The organism is Micromonospora sp. WMMA1363 (genome assembly GCF_030345795.1).
Lineage (GTDB): Bacteria > Actinomycetota > Actinomycetes > Mycobacteriales > Micromonosporaceae > Micromonospora.
The window spans coordinates 5489173-5510680 of sequence record NZ_JAUALB010000001.1 but is presented as its reverse complement, the minus strand read 5'-3'; the positions used below and the strand labels follow the sequence as shown (position 1 = coordinate 5510680).

18 protein-coding genes and 1 pseudogene are annotated in these 21508 nt (G+C 72.4%); 11 read left to right on the top strand and 8 right to left on the bottom strand.

What is annotated here, in order from left to right; translation table 11 throughout:
* Positions 1 to 314 precede the first annotated feature (314 nt).
* Positions 315 to 1490, bottom strand: a complete 1176-nt coding sequence (locus QTQ03_RS25815) for an ROK family transcriptional regulator (RefSeq protein WP_289280316.1) — start codon at positions 1488 to 1490, stop codon at positions 315 to 317.
* 224 nt (positions 1491 to 1714) lie between these two features.
* On the opposite strand from QTQ03_RS25815, the gene QTQ03_RS25810 reads away from it, so the two are divergent.
* On the top strand, positions 1715 to 3166 hold the full coding sequence (locus tag QTQ03_RS25810; protein WP_289280315.1) for a glycoside hydrolase family 3 N-terminal domain-containing protein: 1452 nt from the start codon (positions 1715 to 1717) through the stop codon (positions 3164 to 3166).
* A 259-nt stretch (positions 3167 to 3425) separates the two neighbouring features.
* Here QTQ03_RS25810 and QTQ03_RS25805 read toward each other — a convergent pair whose 3' ends face one another.
* Positions 3426 to 4088: a GNAT family N-acetyltransferase gene (locus QTQ03_RS25805; RefSeq protein ID WP_353890649.1), complete on the bottom strand. Its 663-nt coding sequence runs from the start codon at positions 4086 to 4088 to the stop codon at positions 3426 to 3428.
* Positions 4089 to 4331: 243 nt separating this feature from the next.
* Between QTQ03_RS25805 and QTQ03_RS25800 the strand changes: the two genes are divergently transcribed.
* The 4 genes from QTQ03_RS25800 (at position 4332) to QTQ03_RS25785 (ending at position 6906) form a co-directional block, all read left to right on the top strand.
* Positions 4332 to 5024 carry a response regulator transcription factor gene (locus tag QTQ03_RS25800; protein ID WP_289280313.1) on the top strand — a complete coding sequence of 231 codons (693 nt, stop codon included), beginning with the start codon at positions 4332 to 4334 and terminating at the stop codon, positions 5022 to 5024.
* Positions 5017 to 6048, top strand: a complete 1032-nt coding sequence (locus QTQ03_RS25795) for a sensor histidine kinase (protein WP_289280312.1) — start codon at positions 5017 to 5019, stop codon at positions 6046 to 6048. The genes QTQ03_RS25800 and QTQ03_RS25795 overlap by 8 nt, the downstream gene beginning before the upstream one ends.
* Before the next feature lie 63 nt (positions 6049 to 6111).
* The gene (locus QTQ03_RS25790; RefSeq protein ID WP_289280311.1) at positions 6112 to 6297 is read left to right on the top strand and encodes a hypothetical protein; all 186 of its coding nucleotides are present in this window, start codon (positions 6112 to 6114) and stop codon (positions 6295 to 6297) included.
* 90 nt (positions 6298 to 6387) lie between these two features.
* Positions 6388 to 6906, top strand: coding sequence for a hypothetical protein (locus QTQ03_RS25785; protein ID WP_289280310.1), 519 nt, complete (start codon positions 6388 to 6390; stop codon positions 6904 to 6906).
* Between the two features lie 48 nt (positions 6907 to 6954).
* Here QTQ03_RS25785 and QTQ03_RS25780 read toward each other — a convergent pair.
* Positions 6955 to 7221 (bottom strand): annotated as a pseudogene (locus tag QTQ03_RS25780) (Clp protease N-terminal domain-containing protein); the annotation flags it as partial.
* Between the two features lie 227 nt (positions 7222 to 7448).
* Between QTQ03_RS25780 and QTQ03_RS25775 the strand changes: the two are divergent.
* Positions 7449 to 8309: a DUF72 domain-containing protein gene (locus QTQ03_RS25775; RefSeq protein WP_502889823.1), complete on the top strand. Its 861-nt coding sequence runs from the start codon at positions 7449 to 7451 to the stop codon at positions 8307 to 8309.
* Positions 8310 to 8405: 96 nt separating this feature from the next.
* Here QTQ03_RS25775 and QTQ03_RS25770 read toward each other — a convergent pair whose 3' ends face one another.
* Together QTQ03_RS25770 and QTQ03_RS25765 are read right to left on the bottom strand one after the other, a co-directional pair.
* Complete coding sequence (locus QTQ03_RS25770) at positions 8406 to 10223, bottom strand: sensor histidine kinase (protein WP_289280309.1); 1818 nt, start codon at positions 10221 to 10223, stop codon at positions 8406 to 8408.
* Positions 10220 to 10945, bottom strand: coding sequence for a response regulator transcription factor (locus tag QTQ03_RS25765; protein ID WP_289280308.1), 726 nt, complete (start codon positions 10943 to 10945; stop codon positions 10220 to 10222). The genes QTQ03_RS25770 and QTQ03_RS25765 overlap by 4 nt, the downstream gene beginning before the upstream one ends.
* Before the next feature lie 133 nt (positions 10946 to 11078).
* Here QTQ03_RS25765 and QTQ03_RS25760 point away from each other — a divergent pair, with 133 nt between their 5' ends.
* The 4 genes from QTQ03_RS25760 (at position 11079) to QTQ03_RS25745 (ending at position 15610) form a co-directional block, all read left to right on the top strand.
* On the top strand, positions 11079 to 12221 hold the full coding sequence (locus QTQ03_RS25760; protein ID WP_289279559.1) for an IS701 family transposase: 1143 nt from the start codon (positions 11079 to 11081) through the stop codon (positions 12219 to 12221).
* A gap of 199 nt (positions 12222 to 12420) precedes the next feature.
* Complete coding sequence (locus tag QTQ03_RS25755) at positions 12421 to 13725, top strand: efflux RND transporter periplasmic adaptor subunit (protein ID WP_289280307.1); 1305 nt, start codon at positions 12421 to 12423, stop codon at positions 13723 to 13725.
* A gap of 35 nt (positions 13726 to 13760) precedes the next feature.
* Positions 13761 to 14411: an ABC transporter ATP-binding protein gene (locus QTQ03_RS25750; RefSeq protein ID WP_289280986.1), complete on the top strand. Its 651-nt coding sequence runs from the start codon at positions 13761 to 13763 to the stop codon at positions 14409 to 14411.
* Positions 14408 to 15610, top strand: a complete 1203-nt coding sequence (locus tag QTQ03_RS25745; protein WP_289280306.1) for an ABC transporter permease — start codon at positions 14408 to 14410, stop codon at positions 15608 to 15610. Before QTQ03_RS25750 ends, QTQ03_RS25745 begins: the two co-directional genes overlap by 4 nt.
* Before the next feature lie 118 nt (positions 15611 to 15728).
* Here the strand turns inward: QTQ03_RS25745 and QTQ03_RS25740 are convergent, their stop codons facing one another.
* The gene (locus tag QTQ03_RS25740) at positions 15729 to 16298 is read right to left on the bottom strand and encodes a hypothetical protein (protein ID WP_289280305.1); all 570 of its coding nucleotides are present in this window, start codon (positions 16296 to 16298) and stop codon (positions 15729 to 15731) included.
* Positions 16299 to 16690: 392 nt separating this feature from the next.
* Here QTQ03_RS25740 and QTQ03_RS25735 point away from each other — a divergent pair, with 392 nt between their 5' ends.
* On the top strand, positions 16691 to 19564 hold the full coding sequence (locus QTQ03_RS25735) for a helix-turn-helix transcriptional regulator (protein ID WP_289280304.1): 2874 nt from the start codon (positions 16691 to 16693) through the stop codon (positions 19562 to 19564).
* Here the strand turns inward: QTQ03_RS25735 and QTQ03_RS25730 are convergent, their stop codons facing one another.
* Both QTQ03_RS25730 and QTQ03_RS25725 read right to left on the bottom strand, forming a co-directional pair.
* A complete protein-coding gene (locus tag QTQ03_RS25730; protein WP_289280303.1) occupies positions 19565 to 21310 on the bottom strand; it encodes an acyl-CoA carboxylase subunit beta in 1746 nt (581 codons plus the stop codon). It lies immediately after the preceding gene.
* Positions 21307 to 21501 (bottom strand): MbtH family protein, encoded by a 195-nt coding sequence (locus QTQ03_RS25725; RefSeq protein ID WP_289280302.1) that lies wholly within the window; start codon positions 21499 to 21501, stop codon positions 21307 to 21309. Before QTQ03_RS25725 ends, QTQ03_RS25730 begins: the two co-directional genes overlap by 4 nt.
* Between the last annotated feature and the right edge of the window lie 7 nt (positions 21502 to 21508).

The following is a 21508-nucleotide window of genomic DNA, read 5'->3' as shown; positions in this document are numbered from 1 at the left end:
ACCACGCACCCACCCGGCGCCCCCCACGGGCGGTGCGCCAGCCATAGGCTGAGCATCGTGTCGTTGATCACCCCCACCGGAGGACGGCCGATGCCTATACGGAGCAGGGAGCCGCTCGGATGGCCGCCTTCGCGGTGTTCCGTCGCCGCGACCTGATCTGACTGTCGGCCGGCCAGCCCGTCCGGGTGTCGCTCGCACCCGGACGGCACTCGACCGAGAATGTCGGCTCACATGCTGAGCCGGCGGTGATACGCATCCCGTCGCCGGCGGTGATACATACATCCCGTCGCGTGACGGACAGCGACGTCAGCCGGTCAGCCAGTCGTGGAGCCGAACACCTCGTCCCGGACGGCGTCGAGGGCGGTGTGCAGGGCACCGCGCAGGATCGGCTCCTCGGTCAGCCCGGTGGGTACCACCCGGGGGCGGACCAGGGTGATCGCGGCGACCTCCTGCTGCACCCGCTCCGCCAGCGTCGTCCCACCGGCCTGACCGACCTCGCCGGCGAGCACCACCAGCGGCGGGTCCAGCACCACGCAGGTGCTCGCCACGCCGAGGGCGAGCCGGCGGGCCAGCTCGTCGAGCATCGGTCCACCGGCGGCGCCGTCGGCGACGGCGGCCCACACGCCGTCGGCCGCCGTGCCGTCCGGGTACCCGTGCTCGCGGGCCAACGCGCGCACCGCGTCGCCACCGGCGAGCTGCTGAAAAGCCGGCTTGGCCCGACGCGAGACGTCGCGCGGGATCGGCGCGCCGGGCACCGGCAGGTAGCCGATCTCACCCGCGGCGCCGCTGCTGCCATGGTGCAGGCGCCCGCCCAGCACGATCGCCAGCCCCACACCGGCGCCGACCCAGACCAGCACGAAGTCCGGTACACCCTGGGCCGCGCCGGACTGCGCCTCGGCCATCGCGGCCAGGTTGACGTCGTTCTCGAAGACCACCGGGGTGTGCAGGTCGTCGCGAAGCGCGGCGAGCAGGCCAGCGTGCCAACGCGGCAGATTGAACGCGAAGGTGATGTCGCCGCTGCCGGGATCGACCAGACCGGGAGTGCCCAGCACGATCCGCCGAACGCTGGACAGCTGCGCCTGGGCGCTGCTGGCCACCTGGACGACCGCGTTGTGTACCACCCCGACCGGGTCGTCGGTGTTCCGCGTCGACTGCTCGACTCGGCCGATCACGGCGCCGGTGATGTCCGCGCAGGCGGCGACCACCCGATCCGGCCCGACATCCACGCCGACGACGTGGGCACTGCCTGGCCGGACGGCGTAGAGCTGGGCGTTCGGGCCCCGGCCGCCCGCCTGCTCGCCGACGCGGGTGACCAGCCCCCGCTCCTCCAGGCGTTCGACCAGCTGCGACGCCGTGACCTTGGACAGCCCGGTCAGCTCACCCAGCCGGGCCCGGGTCAGCGGGCCGCGCTTCAGCAACAGTTCCAGGGCTGCGCGGTCGTTGAGCGCCCGCAACAGACGAGGGGTGCCGGGAAGCCGGGTCGCGCTCATGCCACGTCCTTGAAATTCTGTAAGGTTTGCTAACTGTAAACAGCCCTGCAAAACGGGTAGCCGTAGCGTATCGGCCACTCGTCGACCAAAGCGCCCGGCCGACCCGCCAGCGGCCGCCTCCGACACGAAGACGAATGCCACCCGGCACCGAAAGGGAACGACCAGTGCCACCCCACACCGAAAAGGAAAGACCAATGCCACCCCACACCGAAAAGGAAAGATCAGTGGGGTTGGATCCAGGACTCCGCCGGCTCGCACTGGGCACGCTGCTCGCCGCATACCCAGGCCCGGTCCCGCCGGACTGGGCCGTCGACCTGGTCGGCGAAGGACTCGCCGGGCACACCCTGTTCGGCACCAACGTCCACGACCCGGACCAGGTCACGGCGAGCACCGCCGCGCTGCGCGCCGCCCGGTCGGACGTACTGATCGCTATTGACGAGGAGGGTGGGGACGTCACCCGACTGGCCCACGCCACCGGCAGCCCGTACCCCGGCAACGCCGCGCTCGGCGCGATCGGCGACGTGGCACTGACCCGGCGCGTCCACGAGGCGATCGGCGCGGAGCTGGCCACCGTCGGCGTCACCGTCAACCTGGCCCCGACCGTCGACGTGAACAGCACCGACGACAACCCGGTGATCGGCACCCGCTCGTTCGGCGCCGATCCGGTGCAGGTCGCCGCGCACGCCGCAGCGGCGGTGTCCGGGCTCCAGGCCGCCGGCGTCGCCGCATGCGCCAAGCACTTCCCCGGCCACGGCGCGACGATCGCCGACTCCCACCACGAGCTGCCCACCGTCGACGTACCGGTGGACGTTCTGCGCGCGCGGGACCTGCCCCCGTTCGCCGCGGTCGTCGCCGCCGGCGTGCGGGCGGTGATGACCGCGCACATTCGGGTCCCGGCAGTGACCGGCGACGGCCCGGCCACCTTCAGCCGGGCGGTCCTGGTCGACCTGCTGCGGCGCGAACACGGCTTCACGGGCACCATCGTCACCGACGCCCTGGAGATGAAGGGCGCCGCCGGCGCCGCCGGCGGCGTGGGCCCCGCCGCGGTCCGGGCCCTGGCCGCCGGCGCGGACCTGCTCTGCATCGGCGCCAAGGTCGACGCCGACCTGGTCGAGCGGGTGGCGGCGGAAATCGTGGCGGCGCTGGGCGACGGCCGGCTGGACCGGGCGCGGGTCGAGGAGGCGGCTGGCCGTGCCGCCGATCTCGCCGCCTGGACCCGGGCCGCCGGCACCGTCGAATCCGCCCCCGCCGACCTCGGATACGCGGCCGCCCGCCGCGCCGTCCGGGTGGAGGGTGCGCTGACCGGGCTGGATCGGCCCCTGGTGGTGCAGCTGCATGCGACCTCCACCATTGCCGAGGGGCCGGTGCCGTGGGGGCTTGGCCCGCACCTCGCCGACACGGAGGAACTACGGGTACTGGCCGCCGAAACCGACCCGGCGGCCCTGGTCCGGCTCGCCGGCGACCGCCCGATCGTCCTGGTCGGCCGGCACCTGCACCGGCTCCCCGGCGCCACCGATCTGGTGACCGCGCTGGCCGCGCGGCACCCGGTGACGGTGGTCGAGATGGGCTGGCCGGCACAGTGGCGGCCAGCTGGCGCCCGGGCCTTCGTCACCACGTACGGGGCGAGCCACGCCAACGGACGGGCCGCCGCCGAAGCGCTCGGGCTGACCCACTGAACCGCCCCTGCACACTCTGCGTCACCGAACACCCGAGATCCTACGGATCGAACAGCAGCAGGTCAGAGTCCACTTATCGACACCGCGACCCGCGCGAATGACTCTTGCCGACCGGCCTGAGGATACGTAGCGTGATCGCAACAGCCGGTGATCGACCGAACCACCGGACACCGGGACGGGGCCTGGGGGAGAAGGGCGCGGGCCGGGGATCCGGCCCGGGAGATCCGGTCCGCGCCCCGCCGGCCGCCGCGCCGAGCGGTCAGCTCGGGTAGACGCCGAACGACCGCCAGCCCCGGTCGGGGAAGCCGGCCGCCTCGGCCACCCGGGCCGAGGCGCCGTTGCGCCGGTTGTGCAGGTACGTCGGTACCGCTCCCTCGTCGAGCACCCGGCGGGCCGCCTGGGCGACCAGTCGCCGGGCCAGCCCGCGTCCACGCGCCGCCGGCACCGTCTCCACCGCCAGCTCGCGCCCGTACGCGTCATGCCACTTGACGCCCGCCCCGGCCAGGTACCGACCGCGGTCGTCCCACACCACCAGCACGGGCTGGTCGAACAGCCGCAACCAGGGCGGCAGGCCCGGAACGGTCGGCGCCACCCACTCCCCCACGTCGGGCAGCTTCGCCGGCGCGCGACTCCATCGGAACACGTCATCGTGCACCGCCCAGCCGGCGTGGCCGACGGCCACCGGCAGCCCGGGCAGCAACCGTCGGGGGCAGTCGCGGGCCAGGTCGCGGGCGGCGGTCACCCGGTCCGGTGGCACCGACAGCACCGTGCTGCCCCCGACACTGACGGCGATCGCCGGCCTGAGCCGGCCGTCCCACGCGGGCAGCGCCCGGCGATGGGACCGGACGACGTGCAAGCCGGGGCCGGCGGGCCACTGGCCCAGCCAGACGGCCAGGTGCAGGTGGAGCAGCCGGTCACGCATCGACTTCTCCCTCCGGCCCACGGTCGTCACCGTACGCCGAGCCCCCGCAGCGCGGCGCCATACGGACCACCCTCCGGGCGCCGGGCCGGCCTCCGATCTCGGTGGCTTCCGGCCCTGGTGGGGTCCCACCCGCCAAGATCTCGCGCCGGCCGCCTCCCGTCCTTCGTGCCACAGGCCGTAAGCAGCTCGCAAGGATTGCGCCGGCCGACGGTGACTAGGCTGGGCCGACACGAGGGAGGTCCGGTGACGCAGCGGGTGCTGGTCGTCGATGACGACCGGACGGTCAGCGACGTGGTCTGTCGCTACCTGGAGCACGCCGGCTACCAGGTCACACACGTGGGTGACGGCGTGTCGGCACTCGACGCCGTGGCCACCCAGCCGCCGCACCTGGTCGTCCTTGATCTGATGCTGCCGGGGCTCGACGGCCTGGAGGTCTGCCGGCGGCTGCGCGCGCAGCCGGAGGGCGTGCCCATCATCATGCTCACCGCCCGGGGCGACGAGGCCGACCGGATCCTCGGCCTGCAACTCGGCGCCGACGACTACCTGGGCAAACCGTTCTCTCCGCGGGAGCTCGTGCTGCGGGTCCGGTCGGTGCTGCGGCGAGCCGGCGGCGAGCTGACCACGGCGCCGGACGTGCTGCGCGACGACGGCCTGGTGGTCGAGACCGGCCCCCGGGTGGCCCGGCTGCACGGCCGCGAGCTGACCCTCACGGTGCGCGAGTTCGACCTGCTGGCCTACCTGATGCGGCACCCGGCCCGGGCGTTCCGCCGGGCGGAGCTGCTGGAACGGGTGTGGGGCTGGAGTTTCGGCGACCAGTCCACGGTGACCGTGCACGTCCGGCGGCTACGCGAGAAGATCGAGGTCGACCCAGCGAACCCGCAGCGCATCGTGACGGTGTGGGGCGTCGGCTACCGCTACGAGCCCTTCGATGGGTGACCTGGCGCTGATCTTCGCGTTCGCCCTCGGCGCGGCGCTCTGCGTCGGGGCCGTCGGCGCGCTCGTCCTGCGCCGGCTGCGCGGGCGGTCCATCACCGTCCACATCGTCGCGCTGCTGGCGGTCACCGTGACGGCGGTGGCTGCCGGTGTCGCGGCGGTCGCCGAGGCGATGTTCCTCTCCGCACACGACCGGGACGTGGTGCTGATCACCGTGGCGGCGGCGGCCGTGGTCAGCCTCGCGGTGGGCTGGCTGTTCGGGCGGCGCCTGGCCGCCGCGGCCGTCTGGGCCGACCAGGCCCGGCAGCGGGAGCGGCGCATCGAGCAGGGGCGACGCGACCTCGTCGCCTGGGTGTCGCACGACCTGCGGACCCCCCTCGCCGGGCTGCGGGCGATGGCCGAGGCGCTGGAGGACCGGGTGGTCGCCGACCCGGAGTCGGTGAGCGAGTACCACCGCCGCATCCGGGTGGAGACGGACCGGATGACCCGGCTGGTGGACGACCTGTTCGAGCTGTCCCGGATCAACGCTGGTGCGCTGCGGCTGACGCTGTCGGCGGTGCCGCTGGGCGACGTGGTCTCCGACGCGCTCGCGAGCACCGCACCCCTGGCCGCAGCCCACCGGGTGCGCCTGAGGGCACCCGACTCGGGCTGGCCCACCGTGCTGGCCAGCGAGCCCGAACTGGCCCGGGTGGTGGGGAACCTGCTACTCAACGCCGTCCGCTACACCCCCTCGGACGGGACGGTCCGGGTCGACACCGGCTGCGACGCCGACAGCGCGTGGTTCGCCGTGGCCGACACCTGCGGCGGTATCCCGGAGGACGACCTGCCCCGGGTCTTCGACGTCGCCTTCCGCGGTGAGCCCGCGCGTACCCCACGATCGGCCAACCGCTCCGGGCCGAGTGGCGCGGGCGGGCTGGGGTTGGCGATCGTGCGCGGCTTGGTCGAAGCCCACGGTGGACGGGTACAGGTTCGGAATATTGCCGGAGGGTGTCGCTTCGAGGTCCGGCTGCCGCTCGCGGGAACCTAGGGAACTGATCGACCGTCATATCTATTTTCATAGGCGTACAACTTTGTTTGGGACGGTAGGGTCATGCCGAATCAGCCGAATGACCGTTACCAACACGACCCCGAGTTGGTCTGGCCGACCGTCGGGGTCAAGGGACGGTTCCCGGCCCAGCCGCCGTACCGGGGCAACCGCGGGTCCGCGCTCACCTGGGGTGAACTGAACCGCCTGCCCGCCGGCGCCTCGACCCGCACCCTCAACAACACCCGCTGACCGCGCCGGCGAGGCGGCGCGGGCTTTCGCACACCTGTCGGGTAACGTCTTCTGGTCCTCCGACCGCCGACGACAGGAGCAACTCCGCGCATGGGCAAGAAGACGATCCGCGTCTCCGACTTCAGCGGCAGGGTCCTGCGACCCGACGACGAGGCCGTCCGCGTCGTCATCCTGGAACATCCCGACCTGGTCGCCGGGCCCGTGCAGTTGGACGCCACCCCGGTCGAGGTGGAGGGCATCGACGACGCCGCTCTGGACGTCGTCGTGGTCGAGATCCATGACCGGAACGGCGGCGGCGAGCCCCGCCGGGTGGTGCTGACCGCCAGCGAGTTCGACGCGATGGCCACCGACGTGCCGATGGCGCAGCTGCTGAAGACCGCCGAGCGGGTCCGCCCGCCGAAGACCCGCCGGGCCGCCGAAAAGGTGGACTACGGCACGATCGAGCACGCGGGCAGGCCGCACCGGGGCCGGGTCACCGAGGATGAGGCCCGGCTGGTACGCGAACGGCTCGACGAGGTCAACAAGCGCCTCGCCGACGCCGGCATCCGCCAGATCGACCCGACCGACGCGGAGCACGCCACCCGGTACGGCTTTCCCACCGCCGGCTGACGCCCCCGGCCGGGCATGCGCCCCGTGCCGCGTGCCCGGCCGGCGTGCTCAGCTCTTCCGGGTGAGCGCGGCGAGCGCACCCTGGGCGGCGGCCTCCACGCCTTTCTTCTCGAGCCCGAGGCCGGTGAGCACGCCGTTGCCGCCCTCCTCCTCGATGAGGGCGAGCAGGATGTGCTCGGTGCCGATGTAGTTGTGGCCGAGCCGAAGCGCCTCCCGGAAGGTCAGCTCCAGGGCCTTCTTGCCGCGCGCGTCGTACGGGATCAGGTCCGGGACCTGCTCGACTCGCGGCGGTAAGGTCGCGACGACCGCTTCCCGGAAGCCCCCTTCCGGTCAGCCGGATGGAAGGGGGCCGTTCAGCCGGATGGAAGGGGGCCGTCCCGGGGGGGGACCGGTTCATCGGGCCGAAGCCGAACTCCGGCAGCGAGGCCTCGTGGACGCGGCCGCCGACGCGGCGTGTCACCATGGTGCCGACCGCCGGGATCGGTGACCGAGCCGCAGGAGCCCCGGGCCGGGGCACCCGGCACGGTCCAACCGCGGGAGGGATGCGAGTCGTGCGCCTTCATGTCGGCTGCGCGATGTGGGCGCACAGGTCCTGGCAGGGGCGGCTGCTGGCGCATCCCCTGCCGGCCCGGGAACGTCTGCGGCACTACGCCGCCTGGTGTACCGCGGTCGAGGGCAACACCACGTTCTACGCGACTCCGGCTCGGGACGCGGTGGCGTCGTGGGCGGAGCAGACCGGCCCCGACTTCCGGTTCGTGCTCAAGCTTCCGAAGGTCATCACGCACGAACGCCGGCTCGGCGACGTCGACGAGCAACTACGCGTATTCCTCGACGCGATCGAGCCGCTCGGCCCACGCGCCCACGCCCTCTGGATCCAGGTGCCGGGCTCGTTCGCCCCCACCGACGTGCCCGTCCTCGCCCGCTTCCTCAGCCGGCTCCCCCGCTCCCACCGGTACGCCGTGGAGGTCCGGCACCCGGCGTTCGTCGACGACCCCCGCTCGACCCGGCTCCTCGAAGCGGCACTCGCCACCGTGGGGGCGGAGTGGATCCCCTTCGACACCACCACCTTCTTCTCCGCCCCACCGTCCAGCGACGCGGAACGCGACGCCTGGACGAAGAAGCCACGGATGCCGCTCCGGTCGGTCGCACTGACCGACCGGCCGATCGTCCGGTACCTCGGCCGCGACGACACCGCACAGACCGTCGAGGGTTGGCGGCACTGGGTCGGGGTCACCACCGAATGGCTGCGCGAGGGTCGCTCGCCGACGGTGTTCGTCCACACCCCGGACAATGCCGACGCGCCCGTGCTCGCCCGCCGCTTCCACGACGAGGTACGCGCTCTCGCCCCCGAGCTCGAACCGCTCCCGGCACCGATCTCGATCGAACCCCCGACCCTGTTCTGACCCGGTCGAGGCGATCAGGCAACCGGCGCCGACCCCCATCGGTCCAGGCCGGGTGGCTCGGGTATCGGAAAGGCACCGGGGCCGGCGGTCCCGCGGCTACCCGGATCCGCTGCTGGCCAGGCGGACGGTGAAGAGCGCACCCCGGCCCGGCTCGCTGGCAACCCCGATCGTGCCGCCGTGCGCCTCGGCCAGCTTGCGGGCGATCGCCAGCCCAAGGCCGCTGCCGCCGGTGGCCCGGCTGCGCGAAGCCTCGGCCCGCCAGAACCGGTCGAAGACCCTCGGTAGGTTCTCGGCGGCGATGCCCACGCCGGTGTCCCGTACGGTGATCGTCGTGTCGTGTGCACCCACCGTCACGGTGCCACCGGCCGGGGTGTGGCGGATCGCGTTCGAGACCAGGTTACCGACGAGCTGACGCAGGCGTACGGCGTCGGCCGGTAGCACCGGGTCGTCCCGGATGTCCATGATCAGCCGGACCCCGGCGGCGTGCGCGGTGCCCAGGTGCGCGTCCACCACCTGGGTCAGGACGTCCCGGAGGTACGTCGGCTCCGGGTGGATCCGCAACGTGCCCGCATCCGCCGCGGCCAGGTCGCTCAGGTCGTCGATGATGTGTTGCAGGAGGACGGCCTCCTCGTGCAGCAGCTCCAGCAGCTGGGCGTCGGTCGGCGTCAGATTGTCCTGGGCCGCCTCCAGCCAGCTACGGATGTTGCTGAGCGGGGTCCGCAACTCGTGGGCGACATCGGTGACCATGTCCCGGCGCTGGGTTTCGGCCCGGTCCCGGCGTTCGACGGAGTCGTTGAGGGCCCGGGCCAGGCGGCCGATCTCGTCGGCGCCGGCGATCGGGGCCGGAGCGTGCTGGTCGACGGCCTCGGTGAGGGCCCGCAGCGGGCGGACCAGCCGGCGGCCGACCAGCACGGTGACGACGATGGTGGCGAGCAGCACAGCGCCGGTGACCGCGACGATCCGGACGGTGTTCTCCGTGGAGAGGGTGAACGTGGTCTGGTCGGCGCCGTCGCCCGGATCGGTGACGAAGAGCAGGGCGGGCGGGGCGACGTACGGTTGGAGCAGGGCTCGCCGTGACTTCTCCACACACGATTGGACTCGGGCGACGTCAGTCGCGGACACGGACGCGCTCTCCAGCGGGACGGCGGGCATCAAGGGCTGCTCACCGGGCACCTGCTTGATCGAAGCGCCGACCTGGTAGACGGAGAAGTCGGGCCGCACCCAAAGGGTGCGGGGGTCGGGTAGGTCGAGGCACCGACCGGCCAGGTCCGCCAGCGACCGCAGCGCCTTCTGCTCGGTCTTGGTGACCAGCGTGTTCATATCCACGTCGCACCACCGCGCCTCGGTGGACAGGTCCGGCGTGGCTCGGGTGACCACCGGCCGGCCGTTCGGCGCCGTACCGACCGTCGCGTCGAGGCCGAGCCCGCGCAGGCAGTCGACCTCCTTGGCGGCCAGTTGTTGCAGGTCGGGACGTTCGGAGGGGGGAACCTCCAGCGGACCGACGGCCCGGCTGTCGATCCGCTCGCCGCCTCCGGTGAGGCCGAGGTCCAGGTTGAGCGGGTCGACGACCGCGGACGGGCGGGCGGTGCGCAGCGGCGGGCCGGCGGCCGAGTCGGCGATCACCTGCCGGTCCTCGGTCATCAGGGTGATCCGGCGGCCCAGTTCCACGGCCCGCGCCTCGATCAGTTCCGGGGCGCCGGACCAGTCGGGGTGGGTGGCGGCGTACCCGATCAACATGTCGTAGACGCCCTTGTCGTCGGCGAGCGACCGGCCCTGTTCCTGGCTGATCGCGCGGGTCGCGGTGCGAACGGCCAGCCACGCGGTGGCGGTGGTGGCGGCGACCGCGATCAGGATCGAGGTGACCAGCAGCCTGGTGAGCAGGCTGTGCCGCAGCGGCACCCGGTTGGTCCTCACGGCGTTCCCATCGGACCAGGCTCCAGCTTCGGGCTGGACGTCAGCTTGTAGCCGACGCCGTAGACCGTCAGTAGCTGGGTGGGACGCCGCGAATCCGGTTCGATCTTTCGACGTAGGTTCATGACGTGGACGTCGATGGTGCGCTCGGTGGAGCTGCGGTCGATGCCGCGGGTGTGGTGTAGCAGCTGGGCCCGGGTGAACACCCGCTCGGGCTGTTGCGCCATGGCGGCCAGGATCGCGAATTCGCCGCGGGTGCACTCGATTGGCACGCCGTCGACGGTCACCTGGTGCCGGCCGAGGTCGACGCAGATCCGGCCGATCTCCCGCCGGCCGAAACCGGAGGCGTGCGGGGCGCTGCGGGGCGCGCGCCGCAGCAGGGTACGGATGCGGGCCATCAGCTCCCGCGGGCTGTACGGCTTGGTCAGGTAGTCGTCGGCGCCGAGCTCCAGCCCGAGCAGCAGGTCCTCCTCGGTGGTCCGGGCGGTCAGCATCAGCACCAGTACGTCCGATTCCTGGCGCAGCGTCCGACACACCTGCAGGCCATCGAGCCCCGGCATCATCACGTCGAGCATCATCAGATCGGGCCGGCGGCGTCGGCCCTCGGCCAGCGCCGCCCGCCCGTCGTGCACCACGATGGCCTCGTGGCCCTCGGCGACCAGATACCGACGCACCACCTCGGCCTGGCGGGGATCGTCGTCTGCGACGAGGACTCGAGCACTCATGGCGGCGATGATAGGCCCGTCCCGACCTGCGGCAGGAGCCCGCGGGCGATAGCTCACAGCTTCCTAATACTGCAACGGCGGGTCGTAGCTTCGGGTGCTGATCATTCGTTGGTTGGTTGTGGTGGATGCGCGGGTGGTCGGGTCGTGGGATGCCGGGTTGGAGGAGTTGTTCTTCCGGTTCGCGCATCGGTTTGAGCGGGTGGAGCCGCGGCGGCGGGCATGGGCGTATGTGCGGGGGCTACTGGCACCGTTGGAGCGGCGTAACGGCTGGACCCTCGCGGAGCAGGCTGGGCATGTGTCGCCGGACGGGTTGCAGGGCATGCTGTGCAGCGCGGCGTGGGACCGGGACGCGGTCCGCGATGACGTGCGCGATTACGTGGTGGACCAGATCGGCGATGCGGCCGGGGTGCTCATCGCTGACGAGACGGGGTTCGTCAAGAAGGGCCGTGCGTCGGCGGGGGTCCAACGGCAGTATTCGGGTACGGCGGGCAAGACCGAGAACTGCCAGATCGGCACGTTCCTGTGCTACGCCACGCCGCGGGGTCGGGCGTTGATCGATCGGGAGTTGTACCTGCCCAAGTCGTGGACCGGTGATCGGGACCGGTGCCGGCGCTCGGCGATCCCGGACGCCGTCGGGTTCGCGACCAAGCCGCAGCAGGCGCAGGCCATGCTGGAGCGGGCGGTCACCGCGGGGGTGCCGTTTTCGTGGTTCACGGCCGATGAGGCCTACGGGCAGAACCCTGGCCTGCGGGGCTGGTTGGAGGATCGGGACATCGCGTACGTGATGGCCACCCGACGCGACGATCGGGTGCCCTCCGGGCTGCACACCACCACCGGTGTCGACGAGCTGATCGGCAGGGTGCGTGCGGGCGCGTGGCAACGACTGTCGTGTGGTGACGGCGCGCACGGGCCGCGCCGCTACGACTGGGCTCGGCTGCCGATCCGCCGCACCTTTGCCCACGGCCGCCGCGGCTGGGTCCTGGCCCGACGCTCGATCACGGATCCCGGCGACATCGCCTACTACGTCTGCTTCGGCCCCCGCGGCACCCGACTACGCGACCTGGTGCGGGTCGCCGGTAGCCGTTGGTCGGTGGAGGAATCGTTCCAGACCGCGAAGAACGAGGTCGGCCTGGACCAGTACCAGGTCCGCCGCTACGACGCCTGGTACGCCCACATCACCCTCGCGATGGCCGCCGCCGCGTTCCTCGTCGTCACCCGCGCCCTCGAAGCCGCAAAGGGGGCACCACCGCAAACGAGCGCAGCCAGATCCCGCTGAGCAGCAACGAAATCCGCCGCCTGTTCGCCCACCTCGTCCTGACCACCCGCCGTCGAGCCGACCACATCCTGCGCTGGTCCGACTTCCGCCGTCGCCGCCAGGAACAAGCCCGAGCCGCCCACTACCGCAAACGACTCAAACCGCCATAAGTCACGACCCGCCGTTGCAGTACTAACGACCGCCGGCCACGCTGCTCGGCATGCAGTCGAATCCTGACGCTCCCACCGAACTGATACCGCTCGTCGCCGATCCGCCAACACGGCGGCGCCAGCCTGGATGGTGGCTCGCCGCCGGCGTCGCCGTCGCGCTGGCGGCCGGGGGGGCGGTCGCCGTGACCCGGCACCGGACCGCCGAGACGCCACGACCGGAGGAGACGGTCGCCGCCGCGACGGCGAACGTCGAACGCCGGGACCTGTCCACCACCAGGTCGTTGCCGGGCACCGTCGGATACGGCCCGGCCCGCCCACTCTCCGGGCATCAGCAGGCGACCGTCACCTGGCTGCCCGAGCCGGGAAGCACGATCGCGCGAGGCGATCAGGTGTACCGTGCGGACGACCTACCGGTGCCGCTCTTCTACGGCAGCATGCCGCTGTTCCGGGGCATCGCTGGCAGGAACCTGGTGGGCCGGGACGTGCAGATCGTGGCGGAGAACCTCAAGGCACTCGGCTACTCGATCGGCCGGCAGCCCTCGGCCGGCGAGTGGGTCGTGCCGGAACCCGCACCTGCCACCGGGCAGGACTCGGCGGCGGGCGGCACCGGCCGGAACTCACCGACGGACGACACCGGCCCGGGGAAACCAGCTGCGAGCACGACGGCGAATGCCGCCGGGAGCGGCACGGCGGCGAAGACCGCCGGGAGTGGCACAGCGGTGAAGGTCAACAAGGGTGAGGGCGTGCTCACCACCCGGCTGATCGACGCGATCAAGCGCTGGCAGGCGGACCTCGGCCGCCCCGTCACCGGAACCATCGCGGTAGGTGACGTCGAGGTGCTCAGCGGCGCGATCCGGGTTGACTCGGTCAGCGTGCAGGCCGGCGCCCCGGCCGACGGACCGCTGATGTCGGTCACCTCGACCCGCAAGGTGATCACGGTGAGCGCCGAACTCTCCGATGCCGGCTCCATCGCGCAGGGCGACCAGGTCACCGTGCGACTGCCCGACGACCGCACCGTGCCGGCCCGGGTGGTCGCGGTCGGCCGGGAACTCGTCTCGCCCGACACAGGCCCCGGCACCGAAGCACCGAAGCTGACGGTGACGGCTTCCGTCAACGACCCGAGGACCATCACCAAGATCGACGCCGCCGACGTGACAGTGAATTTCGTCGGTCGTACCAGCAAGGACGTGCTCGCCGTGCCGGTGGAGGCGCTGGTGGCTCTCAACGAGGGCGGCTACGCCGTACAGGTGCCCGGAGGTCTCGTCGCGGTACGCACCGGCATGTTCGCCAACGGCTGGGTCGAGATCACCGGTGACGGGCTCGCCGAGGGCACCACTGTGGCGGTCGCCTCGTGACCACGGAACCCGTCCTGTCCGTCCACGACGTAGGCATGGTCTATCCAGGCGGGGTGCGGGCCCTCGGCGGTGTCAGCCTGACCATCGCCGCCGGGGAACTGGTGGCAATCGTCGGGCCGTCCGGCTCCGGCAAGTCGACGCTGCTCAACGTCATCGGGACCTTGGACCGCCCCACCTCGGGAACCGTCCGGATCTCCGGCCACGACGTCGCGGCTCTCGGTGACCGGCATCTCTCCGCCCTGCGAGCGCGCGAGATCGGTTTCGTCTTCCAGCAGTTCCATCTCGCCGATGGACTCAGCGCCGCGGAGAATGTCGGCACCGGACTGCTCTACGCCGGGGTGCCCCGCCGGGAGCGGCGCGAACACGCCCTGCACGCCCTGGCCCGGGTCGGCCTGGCGCATCGTAGCGGCCACCGGCCGCAGCAGCTCTCCGGTGGAGAGCGGCAACGCGTCGCGATCGCCCGCGCGCTGGTCAACCGGCCGTCGCTGGTGCTGGCCGACGAACCCACCGGCGCGCTGGACACCGTCACCGGCAGAGCAGTGCTGGGGCTGCTGCGCCGGCTCAACGAGGAGGGCACCACCATCGCACTGATCACCCACGACCGCGACATCGCCGCGTCGCTGCCCCGACAGATCGAGATCCGGGACGGACGGCTGGTCGGCGACACGAGGACGGCCGGACGGTGAGCCGGCCTCGTCCCGCCCGGCTGGCCCCGCTGGACCTGCTCGGGCTCGGGCTGATGGGGGTGCGAACCCGCCCGGCCCGGGCGATCCTGTCCGGACTGGGCATCGCAATCGGCATCGCCACGATGATCGTGGTGACCGGCATCCCGGCCTCCAGCCAGGCCGCGCTGCTCCAGCAGCTCACCGCACTGGGCACCAACACCCTGCAGGCGATGGCGGTGCCGGAGGATGGCCGGCCGGCGCAACTGCCGGAGGAGGCGGTGAGCATGGTGCGACGGATCCGGCCGGTCACCGCGGCCAGCGCGGTAGGCAACACTCACACCCTGGTCCGCCGCAGCGACCGCATCGACCCCGACGACGGCTCCGGCCTGACCGTGCTGGCCACCCAGCTGGACCTGCTGCCAGTGATCAATGCCCGGATCCGGGTCGGTACGTGGTTGAACCCGGCCACGGCGCAGTTCCCCACCGTCGTGCTCGGCTCGGTCGCGGCCACCCGGCTCGGCATCACCGACCTGCCTCCCGATCAGGCCAGGCCCCAGGTGATGATCGCGAACCGCCGATTCACCGTGGTCGGCATTCTCACCACCACCGACCTGTCACCGGACATCGACCGGTCGGTCCTGGTCGGCTGGGAGGCGGCCCGTACCGAGTTGCGCTTCGACGGCCACCCGACGGTGATCTATCTGAAGTGCGCGGAGTCCGAGATCGACGCGGTCCGCGGGGTGCTACCGGAGACCGTCTCCCCGGAACGGCCCGGCAGGGTGATGATCACCCGGCCTTCGGACGCGCTGGCCGCCAAACAGGCCACCGAGAACAGCTTCTCGGTCCTGTTTCTCGCCCTGGCCGCGGTCGCGCTGATCGTCGGCGGTATCGGAGTGGCCAACACGATGGTCGTGTCGGTGCTGGAGCGACGCGGCGAGATCGGACTGCGGCGCGCGCTCGGCGCCACCCGCGGTCAGATCCGCGGCCAGTTCCTGACCGAGTCGGTCGTGCTGGCCACCGCGGGTGGGCTGGCGGGGACGGCGCTCGGCCTCCTCGCCACCATCGGGTACGCGACCTGGCAGGGATGGCCGCTCGTGGTACCGGCCCAGTCGGCCGGGGCAGGGGTGGTCGGTGCCATCGTCGTCGGAGTCCTCGCCGGTCTCTACCCGTGCGTGCGCGCGTCGCGGTTGACCCCGACCCAGGCCCTGGCCGCCGGGTGACACGGGCCCGACGGCCGGATGACACGACGGCCGGGCGACACGGGGCGCGACGGCCGGAACGGCAGGGGGGCGCGACGGCCGGATCCGGCTGTCGCGCCCCCCTGTCGTTCCGGTCGAGCTACCTTGTCGCTGCGGCGACCTGGCGCTCGCATTCGGGCGCTTTCTCCAGGCCGAGCCGGATCGAGCGCGCGTCGTTCTTGTCCCCGCCGAGTTCCAGGCTGACCCCGTCGCCACCGACCGCCGCGTGCTCGACGCCCTTGTCCTTCAGGCAGTCCACCACGGCGAGGGCGAAGTCACGGGCCTCCGGGTTGGCCGGGTCCTTCTCCCACGCGGGCAGCGGATAATACTGCGGCTCACAGATCTGGTTCGCCTCGGTCAGCTTCCTCTGCTCCTCCGAGGTCGCGACCCGGACCCCGGAGTCCTGAGCCTTCTTGCGGTCCACATCGCTGTCGACGCCGTGCTCCCGCATGCACTTGTTGTACGGCGCCAGCAGGGCCTCCCACTCCTCCGGGGTAGTGTCGAGCCGGGCACGCGGTCGCTGCGCCTGGGCCGAGGCAGACGGGTTGCTGCCGGGGCTGGTCAGCGTCGCCACCTTCGCCCCGTCGCCCGCGGTCGACCGATCACCATCGGACTGCTCGGTTGATGCGCACGCCGACAACGCGGTCAGCGCGATCGCGGCCACCACCATTCTGGGACTTCTCCACATAACTCTTGCTCTCCTGTCCACTCCGGCCAGAACGCTCCCGGCCCGGACGGACAGCCTTTCGGGGAAAAATCAGGAACGTGTGAGGTCACCTTCACCAACACCACGGTGACCGGCGCTCCGTCGGGCGGCCTCGACAACACCAGCAGCACCTTCACCGTCGTTCGCGTTCCGCACCCCACCACCACGTGGCGCGCGTCTGTCCATCTGCCGATCACCCACGGTGCCGAACGCGTGACAGGTGCCATACTGTGCAAGGCGCGAAGCCGATCGGCCACAGCGCCGGTTGCCAAGATAGTCGTCGATGCATACTGCGGGGCCGAACCACCGGGGCGCAGCCACCCTGGCGGACGTTGGCCCAACGGCGATAGGGGGCGATGGTGCACCGGTCCGGCGCGGCACTGTCCACGACCACCGACGATCAGCACGCCGCGACGAGCCTCAGCGCAGCCGCTCCCCTGGTCGGCCGGTGTGGGGAACTCGACGTGTTCCGGCTCGCCCTCGACCGCGCTCGCGCGGGGCGTACCCAGGTTCTCGTCGTCACCGGCGAGCCGGGCATCGGGAAGAGCCGGCTGCTCACCGAGTTCCGACACGTCGGCGCGGAGCAGGGGTTCCGGGTCCTCGCCGGACGCGGCTACCCGCTGTACCGCCGGTCCCCCCACGCGCCGCTGCTGGAGGCGCTGGCCGAAATCGACCACCCGGCCGTGGTCGGCGCGGCCGGTCAGCCGGCGCCGTCCGGGTCGGCCGCCGGCGCCGCGCCAGGGCCGCAGCACACCGACCAGGCCAGCCACGCGATACTCGCGCGATTGGTCGGGGACGGGGCCGCACCCGCCAGCGTGCTGCTCCTCGACGACATGCACCACGCGGACGACGACACCACCCGGCTGATCGGTGGGCTGGTCCGCGAGACGCCGCGACTGCCCCTGGTGGTCGTGCTGGCCTACCGGCAGCGGCAGGCACCGCTGCGCCTGCACACCTTGCTGGCCGACAGCCGAACCATCCGCCACCTGCACCTCGGCCCGATCAGCGAGGACGACGCCGCCGCCCTGATCGGCGGGGGCCGCAGCCGCTCCACCGTCCGCGAGCTCTACGACGCCAGTCACGGCATCCCGCTGTACCTGGAATCCCTGGCCCGGCTCGGGCACCGTCCGGGCCAGACCACCCTCGCCGACAGCCCGCAACTGCTCAACTCGGCCAACCTCCGAATGCTCAGCGAGGTCGAGCAGGCGTCGACCGGGGCACGCCGACTCGCTCACGCGGCGGCGGTGGCCGGCGCACCGTTCAGCGCCGACCTACTGGCCGAGGTGACCGGTCACGACGAGCGGCACATCGTCGAACGCCTCGACGAGCTGATCGCGCTCGATCTCGTCCGCCCCACCCGGGACGGACGCCACTACGGCTTCCGGCACCCCCTGCTGTGCCAGGCCCTCTATCAGGACATCAGCCCGGGGCAGCGGATCGCGCTGCACGCCCGGACGACGGAGGTGCTCCGCCGGCGTGGCGCCAGCGCCACCGCCCTCGCCCACCACCTGCAGCACGCCGCCCGGCGTGGCGACCTGGTCGCCGTGGCGGTGCTGGAACGGGCCGCGGCAACAGCCCGGCGCGTCTCGCTCGCCTCGTCGGTGGCCTGGCTGCGTGCCGCGCTGCGGTTACTGCCGGCCGACACCGACCGCCGGCGTCGAGCGACGCTGCTGGTCAGCCTGGCCGAGGCGCTCGGCCTCAGCGGTCAGCTCGAGGCCAGCCGCGAGGTCATGCACGAGGCACTGGAACTGCTGCCGGCGACCCCGGCCGACCCGCGCGCCCGCGCGATGGCGTTCTGCGTGCTGATCGAGCGCCTGCTGTTACGTCGGGCAGAAGCCGACGCGCTGCTGCGCGCGGAGCTGAGCGGCCTCCACCAGCGGGACGGCATGGCCCGGGCCATCCTGCTGTTCGAGCGGGCCTCCGGAGAACTCTCCGCGGGTGAGATCGACGCGGGCCGGGCCAACGCCGTCCAGGTGCTGTGCAGCAGCCGGCGCCACCGGGTGCGGCCCTACCAGGCCGCGGCGCTGGGCCTGCTGGCGATGGCCGACGCCGCCCGTGGCGATCTGCCGGCCGCCGGCCGCCACCTCGACAGGGCCGCGAACCTGCTGGACGCCATGCTCAACGGCGAGTTCACGGCGAGTCACCGGGCCGCCATCTCGGTGGTCTGGGGCGAGCTGCTGCTCGAACGCTGGGACAACGGCCTACGGCACCTGGAGCGGGCGCTGGCCTCCGCGGCACGAGCGGAGCAGAGCCTCGTGCTGCACCCGCTCTACCTGGCCAAGGTGATCGCCCTACGCAGCCGGGGCCGGTTGGGAGAGGCCACCGACGTCATCCGCGAGGCGCTCGCCCTGGCCCAGCGTTCCGGCAGTGGCGAGCAGTACGCCTGCGCCCTGGCCCTGCAGCGGTGGGTCGGCGCGCTGACCGGTGACGACGCCGGCCTGCCGCACGCTGGCCCCGCCGAGGCCCACCTGCCCGGGGTCGACCAGTGGAAGGCGATGCTCGCCCGCCGGATGCTGGCCGACGCGTACGTCGTCGGCAACGACCCGGCCGCTGCCACCGCCCTCGTGGAGCGGGCCGGCGGGCTGTCGCTGGACCGCACCGAACACTGTTCACGCCCGGTGTGGGCGGAGATCATGACTCGGGCCGCGCTGACCCTCGGTCAGCTCGAGAGCGCGCAGGCGTGGGCCGACCGGGCCGAGGAGACGGCGGAGCCGCTGGGCCTGCCCGGGCGTACCGGGCTGGCGCTGTTGGCGCGGGCACAGGTCGCGGCGGCCCGGGGCGACGCCGGCGCGTACCACCTGTCCGAGCACGCCGCGGCCACGTTGAACGGCGCGGGCCTGGTGCTCGACGCCGCCCGTGCCGTGCTGGTCGGCGGCACCGTGCTCGCCGTCGAGGGGCAGAGCGAGCAGGCCGCCGCCGACCTCAAGGCCGCCGAGTTGGCGTTCGAGGAGTACGGTGCCGTGGCGTACGTGAAGCGGGCCCGGTTGGAACGCCGGCGACTCGCCGCCCGCGTCTCCCGTCGCCGGCAACACGTGCAGCAGACCGGAGTGGCGTCCCTGACCAGGCGCGAGCGTCAGGTCGCCGCGCTGGTCAGCGAGGGGCTGACCAACCGGCACATCGCCCAACGGCTCTTTGTCACCGAGAAGACCGTCGAGATGCACCTGGCGAACATTTTCACCAAGCTCAACGTGACCTCACGGGTGGCCGTCGCCCGATTCGTGGCGGGCTGATCACAGCGGGATGTTGGAGTGCTTGCGGGGCGGAGACACCACCCGCTTCGTGCGCAGCGCCCGGAAGGCCCGCAGCACCCACGGCCGGGTCTCCGACGGCACGATCACGTCGTCCACGTTGCCCCGCTCGGCCGCGATGTAGGGGCTGACCAGTCGCTGTTCGTACTCCTCGTACAACGCCCGCCGGCCCGGTCCGTCCGCCTCGGCCAGCTCCCGGGGACAGAGCAGGCCCACCCCGCTGGCCGCCCCCATCACGCCGATCTGGGCGGTCGGCCAGGCCGCGCAGAGGTCCGCGCCGAGTTCCTTCGCGCCCATGACCGCGTACCCGCCGCCGAACGCCTTGCGGACGATGACGGTGACCTTCGGAACGGTGGCCTCGATGTAGGCGAACCCGAGCTTCGCCCCGCGCCGGATGATGCTTTGGTGCTCCTGCGCGGCCCCGGGCAGAAAACCCGGCACGTCCACGAGGGTGAGCAACGGGATACTGAAGGCATCGCAGAAACGGACGAAACGCGCACCTTTCTCGGAGGCGTCGATGTCCAGCGCGCCCGCCAGCCACTGGGGGTTGTTCGCCACGACGCCGACCGTACGGCCGTCGACCCGCGCGAACCCGCACAGCAGGTTGGGCGCGAACCGGTCGTGCACCTCCAGCAGCTCGCCGTCGTCGACCAGGTGGGTGATGACCGCCCGCATGTCGTACCCGCGCTCCGGGGCGTCCGGGATGATCCGGTCGAGGACGAGGTCCGCCCCGGTGACCTCCGGATCCGGCGCCACGGGCAGGGCGGGCGGTTCGTCGAGGTTGTTCGAGGGCAGGTAGCCGAGCAGCTCGCGGACGTAGTCGATGGCGTCCTGCTCGTCGGTCGCCAGGTAGTGAGCGTTGCCGGTGCGCTCGGTGTGCACCCGCGCCCCACCGAGGTCCTCCAGGCCGATGTCCTCGCCGGTGACCGCCCGGATCACCGCCGGTCCGGTGACGAACATGTGGGAGGTGCGCTCCACCATCACCACGAAGTCCGTCGCCGCCGGCGTGTACACCGCGCCGCCGGCGCAGATGCCCATGATGAGGGAGAGCTGCGGTATCACCCCGGAGGCGCCGACCACGCGGCGGGCCACCCGGCCGTACGCGGCGAGCGAGAGTACCCCCTCCTGCAGGCGGGCGCCGCTGGAGTCGTTGATACCGACCACCGGGCAGCCGGTCTGCACCGCCAGTTCCAGCAGCTTGCCCACCTTCTCGCCGAAGACCTCCCCCACGCTGCCGGAGAGCGTGCTGCCGTCCTGGGCGTACACGCAGACGGGCCGCCCGTCGACGGTGCCGTAGCCGGTGACCACCGCGTCGCCGTACGGGCGGTCGGCCTCGATGCCGTAGTGCCGCCCCCGGTGTCGGGCGAACCGATCGGTCTCCACGAACGAACCCTCGTCCAGCAGGTAGTCGATCCGGTCCCGGACGGTCATCCGCCCCAGGGCCACCATCCGGCGGGCCAGCCGCGGCGACCCGGGCTGCCGCGCCTGCTCCCGACGTCTACGCAGGTCCGCGATCCGCTCCGCTGTCGTCACCGGCGTCTCGGCGGCCCCGGGCGCAACCGCCGGATCCGCGGACCCCGGCGCAACCGCCGGATCCATCGACCCCGGCGCAACCGCCGGATCCGCGGGCCGGCCGTCGACCGAATCCGCCGGCGGGGCCGAGGTGGCCGCCGCGCCGGAGTTGTCCGGCGTCGCCGCCGGGCGGCCCGTCCGCGCCGGTGCGCTCACGCCTGCTCCGCGGCCACCCGCAGGCCGCGCGGACGCAGGTCCGTCCAGACCGCATCGATGTGCGCCAGACACACCGACCGGTCACCGGTGAACCCGGTCGGGTGCCAGCCGCCGGGCAGTGGAGCGCCGTCCTCCCAGATCGAGTACTGCTCCTCGTCGTTCACGACCACGACGTACCGTTCCTCGTCCACCTGTCCG